Annotated in this window: 19 protein-coding genes; 3 read left to right on the top strand and 16 right to left on the bottom strand. The window is 33.6% G+C overall.

Annotated elements, in window-relative coordinates; translation table 11 throughout:
• Positions 1–115: 115 nt before the first annotated feature.
• Together CAT7_RS05860 and CAT7_RS05865 are read right to left on the bottom strand one after the other, a co-directional pair.
• Positions 116–1210 carry an AI-2E family transporter gene (locus tag CAT7_RS05860; RefSeq protein ID WP_007723122.1) on the bottom strand — a complete coding sequence of 365 codons (1095 nt, stop codon included), beginning with the start codon at positions 1208–1210 and terminating at the stop codon, positions 116–118.
• Between the two features lie 20 nt (positions 1211–1230).
• A complete protein-coding gene (locus CAT7_RS05865; RefSeq protein WP_007723124.1) occupies positions 1231–2265 on the bottom strand; it encodes a M42 family metallopeptidase in 1035 nt (344 codons plus the stop codon).
• Between the two features lie 156 nt (positions 2266–2421).
• On the opposite strand from CAT7_RS05865, the gene CAT7_RS05870 reads away from it, so the two are divergent.
• Positions 2422–2856 carry a GNAT family N-acetyltransferase gene (locus CAT7_RS05870; protein WP_007723126.1) on the top strand — a complete coding sequence of 145 codons (435 nt, stop codon included), beginning with the start codon at positions 2422–2424 and terminating at the stop codon, positions 2854–2856.
• 74 nt (positions 2857–2930) lie between these two features.
• Here the strand turns inward: CAT7_RS05870 and CAT7_RS05875 are convergent, their stop codons facing one another.
• The 6 genes from CAT7_RS05875 to CAT7_RS05900 form a co-directional block, all read right to left on the bottom strand.
• On the bottom strand, positions 2931–3176 hold the full coding sequence (locus tag CAT7_RS05875) for a DUF3006 family protein (protein WP_007723128.1): 246 nt from the start codon (positions 3174–3176) through the stop codon (positions 2931–2933).
• Positions 3160–4179 carry a ComEC/Rec2 family competence protein gene (locus tag CAT7_RS05880; protein WP_007723130.1) on the bottom strand — a complete coding sequence of 340 codons (1020 nt, stop codon included), beginning with the start codon at positions 4177–4179 and terminating at the stop codon, positions 3160–3162. Before CAT7_RS05880 ends, CAT7_RS05875 begins: the two co-directional genes overlap by 17 nt.
• A 71-nt stretch (positions 4180–4250) precedes the next feature.
• Entirely contained in the window at positions 4251–5600 is a 1350-nt protein-coding gene (gene mgtE / locus CAT7_RS05885) for a magnesium transporter (RefSeq protein WP_029278243.1), read from the bottom strand.
• 44 nt (positions 5601–5644) lie between these two features.
• On the bottom strand, positions 5645–6550 hold the full coding sequence (locus tag CAT7_RS05890) for an RluA family pseudouridine synthase (protein WP_035019426.1): 906 nt from the start codon (positions 6548–6550) through the stop codon (positions 5645–5647).
• A complete protein-coding gene (locus tag CAT7_RS05895; protein ID WP_007723136.1) occupies positions 6540–7352 on the bottom strand; it encodes an NAD kinase in 813 nt (270 codons plus the stop codon). The genes CAT7_RS05890 and CAT7_RS05895 overlap by 11 nt, the downstream gene beginning before the upstream one ends.
• Positions 7353–7411: 59 nt before the next feature.
• On the bottom strand, positions 7412–8074 hold the full coding sequence (locus CAT7_RS05900; protein ID WP_007723138.1) for a GTP pyrophosphokinase: 663 nt from the start codon (positions 8072–8074) through the stop codon (positions 7412–7414).
• A gap of 187 nt (positions 8075–8261) precedes the next feature.
• Between CAT7_RS05900 and CAT7_RS05905 the strand changes: the two genes are divergently transcribed.
• Positions 8262–8843, top strand: coding sequence for a CYTH domain-containing protein (locus tag CAT7_RS05905; RefSeq protein ID WP_007723140.1), 582 nt, complete (start codon positions 8262–8264; stop codon positions 8841–8843).
• A 187-nt stretch (positions 8844–9030) separates the two neighbouring features.
• The gene (locus tag CAT7_RS05910) at positions 9031–9717 is read left to right on the top strand and encodes a DsbA family protein (RefSeq protein WP_007723142.1); all 687 of its coding nucleotides are present in this window, start codon (positions 9031–9033) and stop codon (positions 9715–9717) included.
• A gap of 71 nt (positions 9718–9788) precedes the next feature.
• On the opposite strand, the gene pepF is transcribed toward CAT7_RS05910, so the two are convergent.
• The 8 genes from pepF to opp3b form a co-directional block, all read right to left on the bottom strand.
• Positions 9789–11606, bottom strand: a complete 1818-nt coding sequence (pepF, locus tag CAT7_RS05915) for an oligoendopeptidase F (RefSeq protein WP_007723145.1) — start codon at positions 11604–11606, stop codon at positions 9789–9791.
• 67 nt (positions 11607–11673) lie between these two features.
• Positions 11674–12870 (bottom strand): competence protein CoiA, encoded by a 1197-nt coding sequence (locus CAT7_RS05920; RefSeq protein ID WP_007723147.1) that lies wholly within the window; start codon positions 12868–12870, stop codon positions 11674–11676.
• Between the two features lie 402 nt (positions 12871–13272).
• Positions 13273–13938: an adaptor protein MecA gene (locus tag CAT7_RS05925; RefSeq protein ID WP_007723148.1), complete on the bottom strand. Its 666-nt coding sequence runs from the start codon at positions 13936–13938 to the stop codon at positions 13273–13275.
• A gap of 154 nt (positions 13939–14092) precedes the next feature.
• Entirely contained in the window at positions 14093–14491 is a 399-nt protein-coding gene (spxA, locus tag CAT7_RS05930; protein WP_007723151.1) for a transcriptional regulator SpxA, read from the bottom strand.
• 962 nt (positions 14492–15453) lie between these two features.
• Positions 15454–16395: an ABC transporter ATP-binding protein gene (locus CAT7_RS05935; RefSeq protein WP_007723153.1), complete on the bottom strand. Its 942-nt coding sequence runs from the start codon at positions 16393–16395 to the stop codon at positions 15454–15456.
• On the bottom strand, positions 16396–17466 hold the full coding sequence (locus CAT7_RS05940; protein WP_007723154.1) for an ABC transporter ATP-binding protein: 1071 nt from the start codon (positions 17464–17466) through the stop codon (positions 16396–16398). It lies immediately after the preceding gene.
• A 14-nt stretch (positions 17467–17480) separates the two neighbouring features.
• Positions 17481–18530, bottom strand: a complete 1050-nt coding sequence (opp3C, locus tag CAT7_RS05945) for an oligopeptide ABC transporter permease (protein ID WP_007723156.1) — start codon at positions 18528–18530, stop codon at positions 17481–17483.
• Positions 18530–19477, bottom strand: coding sequence for an oligopeptide ABC transporter permease (gene opp3b, locus CAT7_RS05950; RefSeq protein ID WP_007723162.1), 948 nt, complete (start codon positions 19475–19477; stop codon positions 18530–18532). Before opp3b ends, opp3C begins: the two co-directional genes overlap by 1 nt.
• Between the last annotated feature and the right edge of the window lie 146 nt (positions 19478–19623).

The raw sequence follows: 19623 nt of genomic DNA on the forward strand, positions 1-19623 counted from the left end.
TTTAGTTTTGTGTCGGTAATTATTTCACGAAAAAGTTGTGATATAATGTTCATACTTTCACTGTGAACACTATATCACAAACTCTATAAAGAAAACAACAATTTACAATTTTTTTTTAAGTTGAAGCATGTTTTTTTCTAATCATAAACATATCCCTTAAATAAACAACTATTGTCTTAACAACAGCGTAGGTTGGAACCCCTAAAATCATGCCAAGGATTCCAGCAATATTTCCCGCAACTAATAAGATGATAATAATCGTTAAAGGATGAATTGATAAAGTTTTCCCAATCACATTTGGTGAGATGAAATTACCATCAATTTGTTGGACAACTAATACCACTAAAACTACTAAAAGTGCTTGTGTTGGTGAAATAGTTAACGCAATGATGACTGCCGGAGCTGCACCAATATAGGGTCCGATGTAAGGGATAATGTTGGTTACTCCTGCGATGATTCCCAACAATAACCCGTAAGGCATCCCTGTAATCATGTAGCCTAAATAAGTAAATACTGCTACAAATAAACAAACGAGTGCTTGTCCACTAATGTATGACGCAATGGTTTCATTCATTTGACCTAACAGTTCAATCATTTGTCCACGGTAATCTTTTGGAAAGAATTTTGCGACTGCTGGACGGAAATGTTTCCCATCTTTAAACATGTAAAACAAAATAATTGGAACCGTAAAGATTACAATTGTTGTATTCGCTAAAGCTCCTATCAAAGAACCTACGCTTGCAGTCAATGTAGTAAATATTGTATTTGCAATGTTCTCGATGGACAGGTCCATCTTGCCTATGCTTTTTTCCAAGTCGAAATTTTTAAGCATCGGTTTTTGCAGAAGTTCATTAGAGTACTCTTCTAATTTTTTTAGAACTGACGGTATGCTCGTAATCAATTGTCCCAATTGTTCTATCAAATTAGGTATCACTGAAATGGCTAAGAATACTATGAAGCCTAAAAATAATAGGAAAACAATTATGATACCATATTTCCGCTTAATTTTAATTTTCTCTAATTGTCCTATTAATGGGTTTAACAAGTAGTATAAAAAACCCGCTATAATAATTGGTGTAAACAATGTCGAAACAAATGTCGTCAAAGGTTGGAAAATGAAGTCAATTTTTGTACTCATATAAACTAATGTTGCACTAACTAGTAGCCAAACTGTCCAAAACATTAATTTTGATTTTTTAAAATAATCCATAAAAAGTTAGTCCTCTCCGGTTAATCTAGCATACTGCTCATTAAATATTGTTCAATCAATTGCTCTGTTGCGATTATGGATTCTTCATGTGTTCTTTCATAAGCATGGCTTGCTTCAATACCTGCACCAATCAACGCATGACGGACATCGGCTCCAGCTTTCATTGCAGCGGATGCATCACTCCCGTAAAAAGGATAAATATCTAATTGATAAGGGATATTGTGGTCTTCACAAATTTGTGTCAGTTTCTTTCTCAGTTCGTAATGGTAAGGACCACTACCATCTTTTACACAGATAGATACAGAGTATTCATCTGTTTGCTGATCGTCTCCCATTGCCCCCATATCAACTGCTAGATACTCAACAACTTTCTCAGAGATATTCGAATTTCCACCATAGCCAATTTCTTCATTCGTTGAAATGTAAAAATGAGTTGTATACGGCAGTATGATTTTTTCAACACTAATTTTTTTCAAAAATTGTAATAATATTGCCACGCTAACTTTATCATCTAAATGACGAGATTTAATAAAACCGTTTGTTGTAATTTCAGTTCTAGGATCAAAGCTGATGAAATCCCCTACAGCTATGCCTAGGGCTTTTGTATCTTCTTTTGTATGAACTTTTTCGTCAATACGAACTTCCATATTTTCTTGATTTCTTTCGGCAGTTCCCGCATCTTTATAAACATGGACACTTGTTTGATGCATCAGGATTGTACCGGATATTTTTTTTTCAGCGGTATGTATTGTACAGTACTCGCCTTCAATTGCGTTGTAGCGAAAGCCACCAATTAAATCTAATTTTAGGCGTCCATTAGGTTTGATAGCTCTTACCATTGCTCCTAATGTATCTACGTGTGCTGTTACGAATCGTTGTTTTTGATGGTTCGTTCCTTTGACAGTTACCATTAAGCTACCTTTGTTTGTTTTATTAGCTTCATAGCCTAACTGCTTTAGATACTTTTCGATAAAAGCAATAATCTCGTACGTATTTCCTGTTGGTGAAGGAATCGTTGTTAATTTTTCAACCAGTTGAATTGTTTTTTCATTCATTATATTTACCCCATTCTTATTAAATTATCTTCTTTAGTATAGTTCATCCACTCTAATAAATAAAGAAATCCAATATAATATGCCACTGTCTTTTTTGTTATAGATTCCTTTCATAACTTGTGTTACGATTTTACTTATATAGAAAGAAGGGATACTGTGGAATTTATCTGGACAACCGATTTAAACTCTAGCTCTTACAATGATGCTATTGAAATTAGAAAAAAAGTATTTGTAGAAGAACAACTAGTTCCACCAGCATTAGAAATTGATGATTTAGAAGATCAAACGATCCATGTCATCGGCTACATTGAAAATAAAGCAGTCGCTACTGCTAGGCTCTACAAAAAAGATGCAACTACATTCAAAGTCCAACGAGTTGCTGTTTCGCTTGATTTTAGAAAGAAGAATTTAGGAAATCAATTGATGTTAGAAATTGAACGTTATGCTCAATCTAAACATTTCAAAACGCTTGTACTTGATGCACAGGATCATGCGTTAGTTTTTTATGAAAAATTAGGTTATCATATGAAAGGCGAAGGTTTTTTAGATGCGGGTATTCCACATCATATGATGTCCAAGAAACTTAGTTGATCTCTTATCAAACAGGCAAACTAAAAAGTACTGTAAACAAACAGAAGAATCATCTGTTTGTTTACAGTACTTTTTTAATTCAAGTTATTTTTCTTATTTAATAATTTTGCTCTTTTCTGACTCATTTTAGCAAGTCGCGAATGTGTCTCTTCTTTTAAAGGAATAATAGTAAGAACTTGCTCACCTTCAATCGTTACCTCATACAGTTCCCCGATGCGATAATTTTCTGGTAACAAATCTTTTGTCACATGATATGATGGACCTTCATCAGGAATAAATCGAGCTAGTTCGCCTTCAATCTCTTCAAGCATCATCTTCATCAAGATTCTCTCCCTTTTCAGTTTGAATACTGTAGGTTCCATCTTCATGAATAGTAACAGTAATCGTTCCATTTTCAATCGTTCCATATACCGGAATAGACTGTTCCCTCAAACGATTAATCGCTTCTTCACCAGGATGACCATAGCTATTGTTTTTGCCTGCTGAAAAAATAGCAAATTCTGGTTGACTGGCCTGGATCCACTCTTGGCTAGTACTTGTATCGGATCCATGATGCCCCATCAAGATAAAGTCTGCTGTAACATCCATTCTAGCTTCAACAATCGCTTTTTCAATACTTTGAGAAGCATCCCCACTGAATAACCCACTTACTTGATTGACAGTAATTTTAGTAATTATTGAGTCATCATTTTGATCGTCGTCTGACTGCTCATTTGGACTTATGACCTCAATTTGAAAAGGTCCTACTTGTTTATTTTCACCAGCTTTTGGTTCACTGTATATGGCATTACTTTCATCTACAGCATCCAATACTCGTTCGTAAATTTTACTAGTAGCATCATTTCCATTCATCCAAACCTCTTTAACATCATAATAGTTAATGATGAGATCTCCATAACCAATATGATCTGAATCATTATGCGTAAAGATAAGAAGATCAATCGTTCCACCTGTTCCAACATATTGATCCAATTGTTGAATAATTTTCTTATCTTTATCTTCATAACGACCACTATCTATTAAAATAGTTGTGCCATCTTCGGCTTGAATTAGTGTTGCTGATCCTTGACCAGCATCTAAGAAACGAATGGTCGTTTCTTGATTTTTTGTTTGATCAACTTCTTCTTTTTCTGGATTAAAGATAGCCACTAATTCTTCTTTAAATGACTCTATTCTTTCATTTAACGTAAGGCCAGTCTGCTTATTTTCTCCTAAAAATAATCCCATAAAAAAAACAATTAAAAGCACAATTCCAGTAAAAATCCATTTTGTTCGTTGTTCTTTTTGTTTCTTGGTCATCTTTTTTTTCTTTCTATTTGCCACAGATGTTCATCCTCTTCTAGCGCAAATACTGCTATCTATTTAGTCGTATTCGCTCATTCACTAACGTCCTTCTAAACTAAATAATTCATAAACAATGCAGCAATGTTAAAGTAAATCAATACACTGGTTAAATCTGTCAGTGTTGTAATAAATGGGCCACTAGCAACGGCAGGATCGAACCCTAATCTTTCCATCAATATAGGGATAAAACTTCCTGCAAGATTGGCAATGGTTATGGCTACCAACATCGCTATTCCAATCACTAATCCTAAAATGAAATTTTGTTGCCAAAATCCTACTGCTAAGAAGATGGTCACACCTGTCACAAGACCAGTGATTAGCCCAGAAGCTATTTCACTCATAATCAATTTTCCAAAGTTTTTTTTATTTTCATCATTATCAGCTAATTTTCGAACAGCTACAGCTAGTGATTGAGTTCCTGCATTTCCTGCCGTTCCTGTTATTAAGGATATAAATACAGCTAAAATGCTAGCTTCACTAATCATTTCTTCATAATTGCTGATTAAAGTTGAGGTTCCTATTCCAAGAAACAATAATATAATTAACCATGGCAGTCTTTTTGATGCCACGACAAACGGATTTTCAGATCGTTCTTCTACATCGACTCCGGCTAAACCAGAGTAATCACTGGCCGCTTCATCATTAATAACGTCAATAATATCATCTATCGTGATGATCCCAATTAATCGTTCTTCGTTATCTACTACTGGAATCGCTAGAAAGTCATAATCTTGCATCGTACGTGCAACGTCTCTTTGATCATCATTGCCATTGACGAATACTAAACGGTCTCCCATGATGTCTGAAATCATTTCATCGTCTTCATGTACAATCAAGTCTCTTAACGAGATGACACCTACTAAACGTCTATTTGAATCGACTACATAGACATAATAAATCGTTTCAGCTTCTGGCGCCTTCTTTTTTAATATCGCCATAGCCGATTGTATTGTCTGATTTGCAAAAATTGAAATGTACTCAGTTGTCATAATTGAACCAGCTGTATCATCTTCATACTTCAATAATTTGTTAATACCCTCAACATCTTCTTTAGGCATTAAACTCAAGTATTTTTTGATTGTAATCGGTTCTAACTGATTCAGCATATCTACAGCATTATCGCGGTACATTTCACTTAGCATATCTGCAGCATATTGTGGATTCATTTCTTCTAAATATTTTTCGACCGATTCTTCTTCTTCCTCAAGAATTTCAAACATATCTGCCATTTCTTTTGGAGATAAGAAGTTATACGTTCTTAACCGTTCATTTTCTGATAAGGATAGATAAACTTGGCTTTGTTCATAAACGTGTAATTCTAAAAAATTCTCTCTAAATAATGTAATATCTTGAGTAGCTAAATAACCTTTTAATTGTTCTATTTGTTCTTCAAATTCCATTTGTACTTCTTTCAAGGGCTACACCCCTTTCTAAGTTCGTTCCATTAACTATTAACCTTTTGCTGCTGATGTAGCCATTGGGTAATGTCTTCTGGGTAATCAAGTTTAAGGTTTATTTTTTTATCTGTAAAAGGATGTTTAAAATTTAATTCTCTACAATGCAATGCTTGTCTTACTATCCACTCATTTTTTTTACCGCCGTATAAGTCATCTCCCATTAGCGGATGACCTATATGAGCAAAATGGACCCTAATTTGATGTGTCCTACCTGTATGCAATTGAATATCCACTAAAGTGGCTTGCGGGAAAGCTTCTTTTATCCAATACTCTGTTAAAGCTTCTTTCCCAGATTCATGAGCTCTTCGAGTGATAATCGAATCTGTGGTTCGCGCAATTGGTGCATCAATAAACCCATGTTCAGATTCATTGAATTGTCCACTGATTAAGGCAGTATATTTTTTTGTGATCTCTTTAGCTCTTAATTTTTCATCCATTAATGCATGTGCGTATCCGTGTTTAGCAAACAACATAAGACCGGTAGTATCACGGTCAAGTCGCGTTACGATATGAATGACCTGGTCATCATAATTTTGACGTACATAATACCCTTTTACTCGATTAGCCATAGTTCCTTCAGGATGTACTTGAGATGGTACTGAAGCTACACCAAAAGGTTTATTTACAACCAAGTAATGCTCATCTTCATACACAATGTCAATGGGAATATCAATGGGAATCGTTGTTTCATGAGGAGCTTCATCGGGAATCGTAATTTGGACAGTATCTTTATTTTTCAAAAGATAGCGTACCGTTACTTCAATCTCATTGACTTCAATTTTCCCTCCATGAAACTTTATTTTTGCTAGTAAACTACGTGAAATTCCTTTTGTTTTTAGGTATGACTTCACTTGTAAACTAGCTGGCAAATCATATATCCAACTAAATTTCATATTTTTTTTTCGCTCCAATAAAAGCATCTTCAACTCGACTCCAGAAATGAGTATGTCGGTATCGAGCAAAGTGAATACGTTCTTTCGCAATGCTATAAGTTAATTCAGTAATATTCTTCTCAGAAGAAGTTAACTGGTCAATCGTTAAGACAAATCCATCTGTAGTTAGGGGTTTTATCCTAATCCATTCATCTCGTGCTACTATCAATGGAGATCCTAAAATACGAAAAACTCGGTTGTTGATAGGCGCAATCTCAGTTAGTTGTAGTGCTTCAAGTCGTGGATGGATAACAGCTCCTCCAACAGATTTATTATAACCTGTTGAACCAGTAGGGGTTGAGATACACAGTCCATCCCCTCTAAACCTTTCAAATAATTCATCCTTTATGAAGACATCACATACCATAGTCCCATCTATCCGTTTCATTGTTGACTCATTTAGTGATAAAAAGTGTGATGATTCTTTTTGCCCTTGATAAGTAACTTTCACATCAAGCAAAGGATAACTGACACTTTCTCCTTTATCATTGAGCAGACTTTCAACAAGTTCTACTAATTCATAATCTCGCCAATCAGTATAGAAGCCTAAATGTCCCGTATGCACTCCTACAAACCTTACTTGGTGAAGCATATGGGCATATCTGTGAAAAGCGGACAATAGCGTCCCATCTCCACCAATCGTTACAACCACATCTGGATCTTTATCATCGAGCAGAAGGTGATTTTCCAAGCAGAGTATCCGAAATTGTTCGGCTAGCTTTAAAGATTGCTCAACGTTATTATTAACTACTGCTATTTTCAAAGCTATTTCCCCCTTTTTCCATTTAAACATGTTGCTGTAGCTGCTTCAATCAATATGCATCACAAAAAATCATTGTTACTTGACGGTTCATTAATAACTGTTCTTTTATTATTAGAAAATAGATGCTGTGCTTCTTGTATTTCTTCTCTAATTTGAGACATCTCTTCGTCTAGCTGAAACGCGGCCTCTGCAGCTCTCTTTAAGCGTAAATTGATGGCATCTGGAAACTCACCTTGGTATTTGTAATTTAAAGAGTGCTCAATAGTTGCCCAAAAATTCATAGCCAATGTTCGTACTTGTATCTCAACTAATATCTTTTTTTCACCATGAATCAATTGCACTGGGTATTCGAATACGACATGATACGAACGGTATCCACTTTCTTTCTTATTTGTGATATAATCTCGCTCTTCGATTATTTTCATATCGTTCCGACTTCTTAAAAGTCTGACCACTTCATGAATATCCTCTACAAATTGACACATAATTCGTAATCCTGCTATGTCTTGCATTTCAGTCTCTAAGTTCTCAAAAGCAATATTCCTTAGTGCTGCTTTTCCAATGATACTATTTACTGGCTTTACTCTTCCAGTAACAAATTCAATTGGTACATGCATATTTCCTTTAGTGTATTCTTTACGAATACCTTTTAATTTAATTTTCAATTCTTCAACAGCCTGATTGTAAGGCGTTAAGAAATCTTCCCAATTTTTATCCACCATTTTATACCCTCTTTTAGGAACTTATGATTTTGCACTTTTTCAAAGTGCTTTGTAGATTCATTTTAACATATTTAACTAAAAAGAAGAAATAGACTAAAATAGAAATAAGATGGTATGATTGGTGAACAAAATCAGTGCCAGAAGAACAAACTATTAGTGCACTGAGTAAACTAATTCTAAATAGGAAGTGAAACAAATATCTCAACAAGTAGAAATTGAATTTAAAAATAGTTTAACAAAGAATGAATTCACACAATTAATAAGCAGTTTAAACTTAACTGAGAAAGATTCTTATCTCCAAGAAAACTATTATTACGATACGAAAGATTGGAAGCTAAAAAATTCCCACTCGGCTTTACGTATTCGTTTATTTTCAGATTCAGCTGAACAAACTTTAAAAACGCCTTTTGAACAAAATCTTTTAGAAACAACTGATGCTTTATCTTTAAAACAAGCCAAACTTTTTTTGAACACTCATACTATCGCATCAAAGGGTCATGTAGCTAAGCAATTAAGTGTTTTACAAATCGATTTAAATGAACTTGTTTTGTTTGGTTCTTTAACCACAAAGCGTTACGAAAAGAAAATCGATCAAGGATTAATTGTATTAGATGAAAGTTCTTATGGTACTAAAGTAGATTATGAATTAGAATTTGAAACAAGCTCTCGTGAAGTGGGTGAAGTTTATTTCGACCGTTTTCTGAAGCATCATTCCATTGAAAAACGACCGACAAAAAATAAAATCGTTCGAATGATGGAATCTAAATGACTGATAATCACTGATTATTAAAGGATTCGTCATTAAATGTGGCGACTTTGTTACAAGACATAATGAGTTTTGTTCAAAAATGAGACCCTTTATTATATTTTTTTAGCTATTTTTGATAAAGTGTATTTGTTAACAAAAACAGAACACGTATATAGATTTAAAAATACTAAGGCTAAGGTGAAGATAAATGTTCTCAACTACTCATACTAAAAATGAATCCACTCTTAATGAAATGTTTGAAATTTATTTATTTATTAATCCAATCGACTCAACTTGTTTACAAGCCGAAAAAGAAGTTTTAAATTTTATTGAGAATTCTACTGGTAAAATTCGTGTGAATTTCGTTCCAGTTCATAATTTGAGTACAGTTACTCAATACCTTGCTACAAACAACTTGTCAAAAGGTGATTTAAAATTACGCAATACTGTATGTTCTGTGACATATGATATTTGTCTATATTATACCGCTGCAACTATGCAAGGAAAGAAAAAAGGACGTAACTTCTTAATAGAATTGCAAACTGCACTACTTGAAGAAAAAGAACCTTTTTCAGAGCATCTTATATTAGAAGTTGCTAAAAAAGTTAAACTGGACATTCCTATGTTTCTAGAAGATAAAGAATTAGATTTCACAAAAACGTCTTTTGAAGCCGATCAAAAATTGGCTCGCGAGATGAGTATTTCTAGTGCTCCTTCCTGTGTATTATTTAGCGACCACCATAAAGAGCATGGGTTATTGATTGAAGAAGGCATTACAGTAGAATTGTTGCAAGCACTGCATAATCCTAATCCTATGATTATCGAAGCCAGAAATCAAATGATCTCTAAAACAGACATCCATTCAATGAATAAAGCAGCATTGCAAGTACTATAAAATTTTCATTTTATACTCTAGCACAAATAAAAACACTAAGCCAAGGCTTAGTGTTTTTATTTGTTTATACTTTATTTTTTTAACGTTTCAATAAGTGTTTCTAACTCATTTAATCTTGACTCGAAAACTTTCATAGCATCTTCTATATAAGTTTTCTCAGTCATATCTACTCCCGCTTTTTTCATTACTTCGATAGGATAATCACTGTTTCCAGATTTTAAATAAGTCAAGTATTTGTCTAATGCCCCTTCTTCACCTTTAACGATTTTATCAGCTAAAGCAGTAGCAGCTGAAAAACCTGTCGAATATTGGTAAACATAATAATTATAATAAAAGTGAGGTATTCTAGTCCATTCCAAAGCGATTTCAGGATCTTTTTCAACATCTGGACCATAATAACGTGCATTCAGTTCACCATAATAATTAGTTAAAAATTCACTGGTTAAAGGTGTTCCTTTTGCTGCTTCTTCATGGATGAAATGTTCAAATTCTGCAAACTGAGTCTGTCTGAAAATTGTACCTTTAAATCCATCCAAATAATGATTTAAAACATATGCTCTAACTTTTGGATCTTTTTGTGTTTCTAATAAATAATCAGTCAAAATATTTTCATTTGTAGTAGACGCTATTTCTGCTAAAAAGATAGAATAATCTCCATACACATAGGGCTGATTGGTTCTTGTATAGTAACTATGAGCGCTGTGACCTAATTCATGGACAAGTGTATATAGATGGTTTAAAGAGTCATGCCAATTTAATAGGATGTAAGGATTTGTTTCATATGCTCCTGAAGAGTATGCTCCACTTCTTTTGCCTTCATTTTCTATAACATCTATCCAGCGATTATTAAAAGCCTTCTTCAAAACGGATAGGTATTCCTCGCCAAGTGGTTGTAACGCTTTCAAGGTCTCAGCTTCAGCTTCTTCATACGTATATTTGATACCTGCTTCGCCACTAATAGGTGTGTACATATCATACATATGAAGCTCTTCTACATTTAATAATTCTTTTCTTAGAGCAACATAGCGATGCAGTAAAGGTAAGTGGTCATGTACAACATCTAGTAATGTATCATAAACAGATTCTGGAATATGATTGTTGCTTAATGCTTTTTCACGTGCAGATTGATAATGATGCACTTTTGCATTGTAATTATGGTATTTAACATGCGAAGAAAGCGTACTTGAGAAAGTATTTTGTAAGCCTTCATATACTTTGTAAAGATTTTTAAAAGCAGCTTCACGAACAGAACGGTTGGTACTTTCTATTAATTGTCCATAGACTCCATGTGATAATTGAATATCATTGCCATTTTCATCTTTGATTGTTGGAAATGTGATATCTGCATTATTTAATATATTAAATGTCCGACTTGAAGCGTTAAAAATCTCTCCTGCTCCTGCTAATAATGCTTCTTCGTTAGCACTTAAAACATGTTTTCTAGCGGCTGTTAATTGATTAATAAAATGTTTGTAAATAGCCAGTTCTTCATTTTCGCTAAAGTATTGCTCCAATTTTTCTTCTGGTAGTTCTAATACCTCAGGTTCGAACCATGAGATAGCCTCATTAGCCTGTGTTGCTAGTTTAGTAGCCTGTTCATACATCCCTTGGTAGGTAGAGTTCGTTGTATCTTGATCATTTTTTAATTGAGCATATACATATAAGGTTTCTAATTGATTAGATAAACCTAAAATAACTTGGATCGCTTTTAAGAAACTTTCAGATCCATTAGTCAATGTGCCTTTATAGGCTCCAGCAGACTCTATTGTTTTTTCTAATTCTTTATATGACTGTTCAAACTCTTCATCAGATTTAAAAATAACACCTAGGTCCCAGGTCCATTCACTAGGTACCTTATCTCTTTTTGGTAATTGTTTTGATTCATCCATTTAAAAACCTCCTCTAAATTTTCTTATGTTTAATAGTACCATAAAAATCTTTAGAATAAAGTTAATTTCATTTAGTTACTTTCACATTCGATTCAGTTGCAAACGAATAGTCTAAAGCTAAGAAATCAGCTATCTTTTCCTTTTCATTTTCATACCGTTGGGGTTCTCTTTGTACCATCCAATCAGAATTAGAAATAACAGATAACAAACCTCTTTCAGTTAAAAGGGCCATAAAACTATCGATGCACCTTTTTTTACTCTCAAGCGAGATAAGGGGCATTAAATGAAAGACAAGTTCATTATTTTGGATCATCACAAAAAACTTATTGTGTACTTCCTTTTTAGAGATAACCTCACCACTATTTCTGTTCATGATCCATTCTAATAACTGATATTTCCAAAAATAAGGTAACGTCTTAATAAACAATTGATTTTTTACTGGTAAATAGACTTCAACAGGCAAAGAAATTAAAGAGTCTCCTCTTTTATAAATATACTTTTGAAAAGCAACAATTTCCGGTACTTGGTAATTTCTGCCTCTATTCAAAGAACTTTGACTTTTAATCAACTGGTTTTTTAATTCATTTTGTTTGGCTTTTGAGATATGTAATAACCTCTCTTTAATGTTATCTAAGTTTGTATTTGCTTTAGTTAACTCAATATGGGCAGAATAAGAAGCAATCTGTGATGAATTGCCATATTGGTTAATATTGAAATGAACTGTTAATGTGCTTTTATCAACATGTAATTCTAAAAAATAGCAGCCTATTTTTTTATGTTCCTTAATAAATAATTTTTGGAAACTTGTTAGTTTATGTTTAAAATGATAACTTCCACCTAAAATCCAATAAACTTTATACCCATTTTCAATATATCCATTCGTTCGTTCAATCATGCGTTGGGCGGATAGAGAACTACATTGAAATTCAATAGCAACTGGTGTCTGCTCATCTAACCAAATTAACAAATCAGGCCGCTGCTTTAAGTTTAGCAAATATGCTTCCAATTGACAGGGAATATTTTGGTGTATGAACCACTGATAAAGCATGGCTTTACCTGAGACATGTTCTTCAGTTTCGCCTTCTGAAAAAACAGCACAATCACTCTTTTGAAAATGGGTAAAATGAGCTTGTTTGATTAATCCCTTCTTAAGAAAAACGAGTTCTTTACAGTTTGGACAAAAATATTCAGTCTTTTGTTTGATATTTCTTTGCACATTCATCGCATTAACGTAAACGTTCTCATTATTCACTGCAACTAGCATCACTATTTTCCCCCTTCAAACATTTCATACTTTAATTATCCGCAAAAAGGTGTGAATACTATTTTTATGCATATAAAAAAGGGATCTATAATCTTTAGTGTTGATAGTTAAGTTAAATTAATGACACGAATTTATTTCTGGAGGAATAGGGGTTTCTTGTATCCATGTACAGGATTCAATGCGAATTACAAAACGTTAGCGCTTCAGCGATTACGTTTTGTTTGAGGCTTGAAAGCCTGAAGACATCTTTCAGGCTTCAGGCGATGCCATGGCTCTCCACAAGCAAACCCGTCTATTCCGGAAGAAATTTATTTTATTCTATCCACACTATTTGATGAAAAAACTAAAAAAGATCAAAGAAAGTAATTCTTTCTTTGATCTTTTCAAACTATATTAGTGAATTTATTTAAAATAGTGACGTGTTAATTCAAGTGCCTTTTTCTCCATGATCATTTTGCCATGCTCTTCTAAGATTCCTTGAGTAACTGGTGTCTTTTCAGCAAACTCTAGTGCAAGTGCGATTTCTTCATCAGCACTTCTTTCAGTCATTTCATCAATGAAAAAGACTAAATTTAAATAATATCTTTCTTTATACAGATATAGATTAGATAACGCATTGTCTAAATGCATCATTTTAGCCAATTCAATCATATCTTCAAACTCATTTAACCTTAAAACAACTTCTTGTGTTTCATCTTCAAAATGTTCAATTTCAGCTTCTTTTTCAGATTTATTTAAATTTTGTACCATTTGTTTTTTTATATATTGAGAAAATTCATCTGAATTAAGATTCTCAGATGCTGAAGAAAATTCTAACTGATCGTTTATTGGACCACCTTTACTAATAAACAATTCTAAGCCGGTTCCACTTGGCAGTACTTGAAATGTAATGGCATCAGATTCATGGAACTGTTCTTCTACATCTACTTCTTCTAAAATACTATAAAAGAAATTTTCAATTTGTTTATGATTTCCTAAAAGGTCTAAAAAGGTTACGCCTCTTTCTTCTAAATCAGCGTTCTCAATTAATACTCGTATGGTGTTTTCATTAATATGTTCCATTTCCATAGTCCTACACCTCATTTCTCTTCTTCATAGTTAAAAAGCAGTTTAACTTATGAATAATCTATATAACCATTCTAAAGGAAATAAATTAAATGTAAAGTTAAAAGTGCCAAAAAAAAACTACAACACCTTCCAGATGCGTAGTTTTGAACTATTATTAATAACCTACTATAAGTTGAGCTTGTTTCAATTCAAGTGCTCTTACTTCGCGAGGCAAGAAACGACGAATTTCATCTTCGTTATAGCCTACTTGCAGTCTTTTTTCATCTACCATAATTGGTCGACGTAGAAGACCTGGATTTTCTTGAATTAAATCAAACATTTCATTTAAAGGTAAATCATCTAAATCGACATTCAGTTCTTGGAATACTTTAGAACGAGTCGAAATGATTTCTTCTGTGCCGTCTTCAGTCATTCTTAAAATAGACTTAATTTCACCGATCGTCAATGGTTCTGAGAAGATATTTCTTTCATTATAAGTAATACCATTTTCTTCTAACCAAGCTCTGGCTTTACGACATGATGTACAACTAGGCGATGTATATAAAGTTACCATATGTTATTCTCTCCTTTTTTAATCAGATAGATTGTTCAAAAAAATTGAGGATTGTTAATGAAACTATGAAATGCCTTACAAGTTTATTATAAAACATTCATTTTGAAAATACTACCCCTTTTGCCATCTTTTTGTCACTTTATAGTAAAATTTACATTAATTTTACAGATTGTTTTTTTCTGCAGTTCATCTTTTCATATTAGAAACCTTTATTTAACAACGTTTATCTCAGAATAAGACCAATGATAATTAATGCAAATAAGAATTCATTACAAATAATATTTTGTTTGAAAGTAAACATTTTTTTAATGCAAGAATTTTTCAACTTAGTTAAGCCTAGTGCACAAAACTATTAGAGAATGGGTTAGCCTATAACCGTTCTAAAACCTAAAATGAAGCACCTTAGTCACTGCTAACTAGAGTTACCTTATCTGTATCACAACTTCAGTCTAGGAAGTACCAGTAGCCTTTTACAAGCATAATCCTTCTTTTTGAGAACATTTCATCTTATTGAACTAACACCATTTTTTTTAAGGCTCTATACTTTTTAGTGTTGATAGATGAATTTAGTTCATGCTTAACATTCTGGAGGAATAGGATTGCTTGTAGCCCTGTAAAGTATTCAATGTGAATGACACAGCTTTAACGCTTTAACGCTTTAGCGATTAAGCTGTGTTTGAGGCTTGAAAGTCCTTAAGACTTTAGGCTTAAGAACTTTCAAGCAAATCCGTCTATTCCGAAAGAAGTTTTAGAAGCAGCCACACCATTTGACGAAGAGCCGAGTTTTCGTAATCGCATCCTGCTGTCTTGTACTACACAAAATAAAAAATGAAGGCTTTAAGAAATCATCTTCTTAAAACCTCCACCTTAACTTTTATTTAATTGGATAGTTTACTCACCAACACTATTTGACATAGAGCCTAGATTCAACATGACTGTTGAATCTATAGCTTCTTTTTATTTTATTTTTTGTAATTTGCTTTTTTTTCTTTTAAAGCTGCTATATCAGATTCTCTACAATAAACAAAGTGTCCAGGAGAAATTTCACGTAGCTCTTCTGGTTCTCCATTTGATTCACGAGGAATATAAGGAGTACGGACACGATTGCGTTCGTATTCAGGATCTGGTAAAGGTACAGCAGACAATAAACTTTCCGTATAAGGATGTAAAGGCGTGTTGTATACTTCATCAGCAGGAGCTAATTCAAGCAATTTACCCGTATTCATTACACCGATACGATCACTAATGTATTTAACCATTGATAAGTCATGGGCAATAAACAAAAATGTTAAATTTTGAGTTTTTTGCAATTCCATCAATAAGTTTACTACTTGTGCTTGGATAGAAACATCCAATGCAGATATTGGTTCATCGGCGATGATAAACTTAGGCTTAACTGCTAAAGCTCTAGCAATTCCGATACGTTGGCGTTGTCCACCTGAAAATTCATGCGGGTAACGTGAAGCATGATCTGGATTCAAACCAACCGTTTTCAATAAATCATCAACTTGTTGGTTTCTGTCCTCAGTAGAACTAGCTAATCCATGGATATCAATACCTTCAGCAATGATATCACGGACTTTCATTTTAGGATTTAAAGATGCATAAGGATCTTGGAAAATCATTTGCATTTCTCTTCTAAATTTCAACATATCTTTTTTACCAGTTATATCATGAACTTTTGTGCCTTCAAAATCAATTTCTCCAGCTGTCGGATCATACAAACGAATAATTGAACGACCTGTTGTTGATTTACCTGAACCAGATTCACCAACTAAACCAAAAGTTTCACCTTTATAAATATCAAAAGTAACATCATCAACTGCACGAACTTCATTTTTTGTACCTTTATTGAAGTACTGTTTCAGACCTTTAACTTCTAAGATTTTTTCTCTATTTTCCATTTAGTTTACCCCTCCTTTGACTTGAGTCTTAGCATATTTTGGGGCAAATTTTTCTTCGTAAATTTTTTGACGCGCTTTAATTTCTGGTGGTGGCTCAACTGCAGGTGCATCCGGATGCAATAACCATGTTGAAGCTAAGTGTGTTTCAGAAACTTTAAAATACGGTGGTTCTAATTCTGTATCAATTTTCATTGCAAATGCATTACGTGGAGCAAATGCATCTCCTTTTGGAGGATCCAATAAATCTGGTGGTGTTCCAGGAATAGCATACAATGTTTCAGTAATTTCTAATGTCGGCATAGAACTGATCAATCCCCATGTATATGGGTGTTGAGGATTATAGAATATTTCATCTACTGTTCCAATTTCTACAATTTTACCTGCATACATTACTGCAACACGATCAGCTACGTTAGCAACTACACCTAAATCATGGGTAATAAAGATAATAGATGTAGCAATTTTCTTTTGCAATTCTTTCATTAAATCTAAAATTTGAGCTTGGATAGTTACATCTAATGCTGTTGTTGGCTCATCGGCAATTAATACCTCAGGGTTACATGCAAGAGCAATAGCAATAACAATACGTTGTCTTTGTCCACCAGAAAATTGGTGAGGATATTGTTTCATACGTCTTTCTGCATCTGGTAAACCTACTAAGTTCAATAGTTCTAAAGCTCTTTTTCTCGCATCATCTTTACTTAATTTTTGATGCAATCGAATGGGTTCAGAAATTTGTTTACCAATTGTCATTGTTGGATTTAGAGAAGTCATCGGATCTTGAAAAATCATTGCAATTTCTTTACCACGAATACCTTGCATTTCTTTTTCAGATTTTTTAATAAGATCTTCACCATTAAATAGAATTTCACCATTCTCAACATTTGCATTTTGTGATAACAAACGCATGATGCTACGCGTTGTAACAGATTTCCCAGAACCGGATTCTCCTACAATTGCTAGCGTTTCACCTTTTTTTAAATCAAAACTGACACCGCGGATAGCTTTTACTTTACCAGCATAGGTGTCGAATGTAATTTCCAAATCTTTAACTTCTAATACATTACTCATTCGTTTTCACCTCGCTAATCTTTCATTTTTGGATCAAATGCATCACGCAGACCATCGGCTAATAAGTTAAATGATATCATCAAAATACAAATAACTGCTGCTGGATACCACATTAAATGAGGTAGGAAGCGGAAAGTTTTGTATCCGTCATTAATCAATGTTCCTAATGAAGCAGTTGGTGCTGGAATCCCTATACCGATGAAACTTAAGAAAGCTTCGAAGAAAATGGCAGAAGGAATTGAGAACATTGTTTGAATAATGATAACACCAGATAAGTTTGGAATTAAATGTTTAAATGCAATTTTAAGTGGTGATTCGCCCAAAGTACGAGCAGCTAAAATATATTCTTGATTTTTTAATTTTAACGTTTGTGCCCTGACTACCCTGGCCATTGAAATCCACCCAGTAATAGCTAAAGCAATAATAATAGATGTGATTCCTGGTTTCAATACCAATAGCATCAAGATAACGACAACTAGATTGGGAACACCAGAAAGAACTTCTAAGACACGTTGCATGAAGTTATCAATTCTTCCACCACACCATCCTGAAACTAAACCATAAGTTACACCTATAGTTAAATCAAATAGTGCTGCTACAAAAGCGATAATTAACGATACTCGAGTACCATAAAGAATACGTGAAAGTAAATCACGACCTAAACTATCTGTACCTAAAATATAGTATTGATCTTCTGGAACATTTTTTTCAGCATATTTGTCTACACGGTTTTCTCCAACTTTTTGAGTTCCATTTAAACCGTCGATACCGATTCCTGGAATTTTAGGTGGCAAACTTGCAAACTCTACTGTTTGAACATTTGGATCATGAGGTGCAACAATTGGTGCTGCAACTGTAAGAATAATCATAATTATCAGAACAAACAGACTAACAACAGCTGCTTTATTTTTTTTCAATCTTCTCCATGAGTCTTGTATAAAGCTTAATGAAGGTGCTGCAATTTTTTCATTATCTACCATACTTGACTCAGTAGCTGGAGCAAACATATCAGGAGACAGATTTTTTAATTCATCTGCAACAGGAGTATTTTCTTGTTTATGCATTATTTGTCCCCTCCTTCAGTAGAAACACGAATACGCGGATCAATTACTCCGTATAAAATATCTACAACTAAAATAATAAATACAAGCATAGCTGAATAAAGAATAGTTACACCCATAATAGTTGGGTAATCATTTGTCATGATTGATTTAACGAATTGTTCACCAATACCAGGAATAGCATAGATATTTTCTACAACCATTGAACCTGTCATTAAACCAACAGCCATAGGCCCTAAGATTGTTACTAATGGAATCAAAGCATTACGAACACCATGCTTAAATGCCACTGTCCATCTGCTTAACCCTTTTGCTCTTGCTAACTCAACATAATCACTACTTAAGACATCTACCATCTCAGTTCTAATAAAACGAGCTGAGTCTGCTAGTGGGGAGATTGCTAATGCTAATGTAGGAAGAACAGATGAACTGAATCCGCCATCCCATAAAGCGATTGGGAACCATTGTAAATATACCCCAAATATTAATTGCAACAGAACAGCTATAACAAAGTTAGGAATAGATCTTCCTAAAATAGCTGAAAAAGTTGCAAGCGTATCAATCCAAGTATTTTGATACATTGCTGCTATTACACCTAACACAATACCAAGTATCGTCCCTAGTGCAACGGCTTGTATACCTAGCTGCAAGGACGGACCTATACGCGTAGATAGAAGTTTTGTTACTGGAGTATTGCTAAATTGGAATGACACTCCTAAATCTCCTTGAAGTAATCCTCCGATATACACTAAATACTGAACCGGAACTGGTTCATTCAATCCATATTGTTCATTCATAATATAGATTTGTTCTTCTGAAAGTTTATCCTGGTTACTATATGGAGTACCTGGTAAAAGTTTCATTAAGAAGAAAGTAATCGATGCAATTAAAAATAATGTCAATAACATGTATAATACACGTTTTCCTAAAAATTTCGCATAACTTTTCATCGATTAGAGCACCTCCAATAATTTTAATTTTAATTCTCCTACAAAAAAGAATATACTATATAGAATAGCTTGTCAAAAGCAATATTGCAAAACTTTTTTGAATTATGCTATGATATTTTACTGGAAAATTATAATTAGATTAGAAA

This window comes from Carnobacterium sp. AT7 (assembly GCF_000171855.1).
In the GTDB taxonomy this organism is placed as follows: domain Bacteria; phylum Bacillota; class Bacilli; order Lactobacillales; family Carnobacteriaceae; genus Carnobacterium_B; species Carnobacterium_B jeotgali.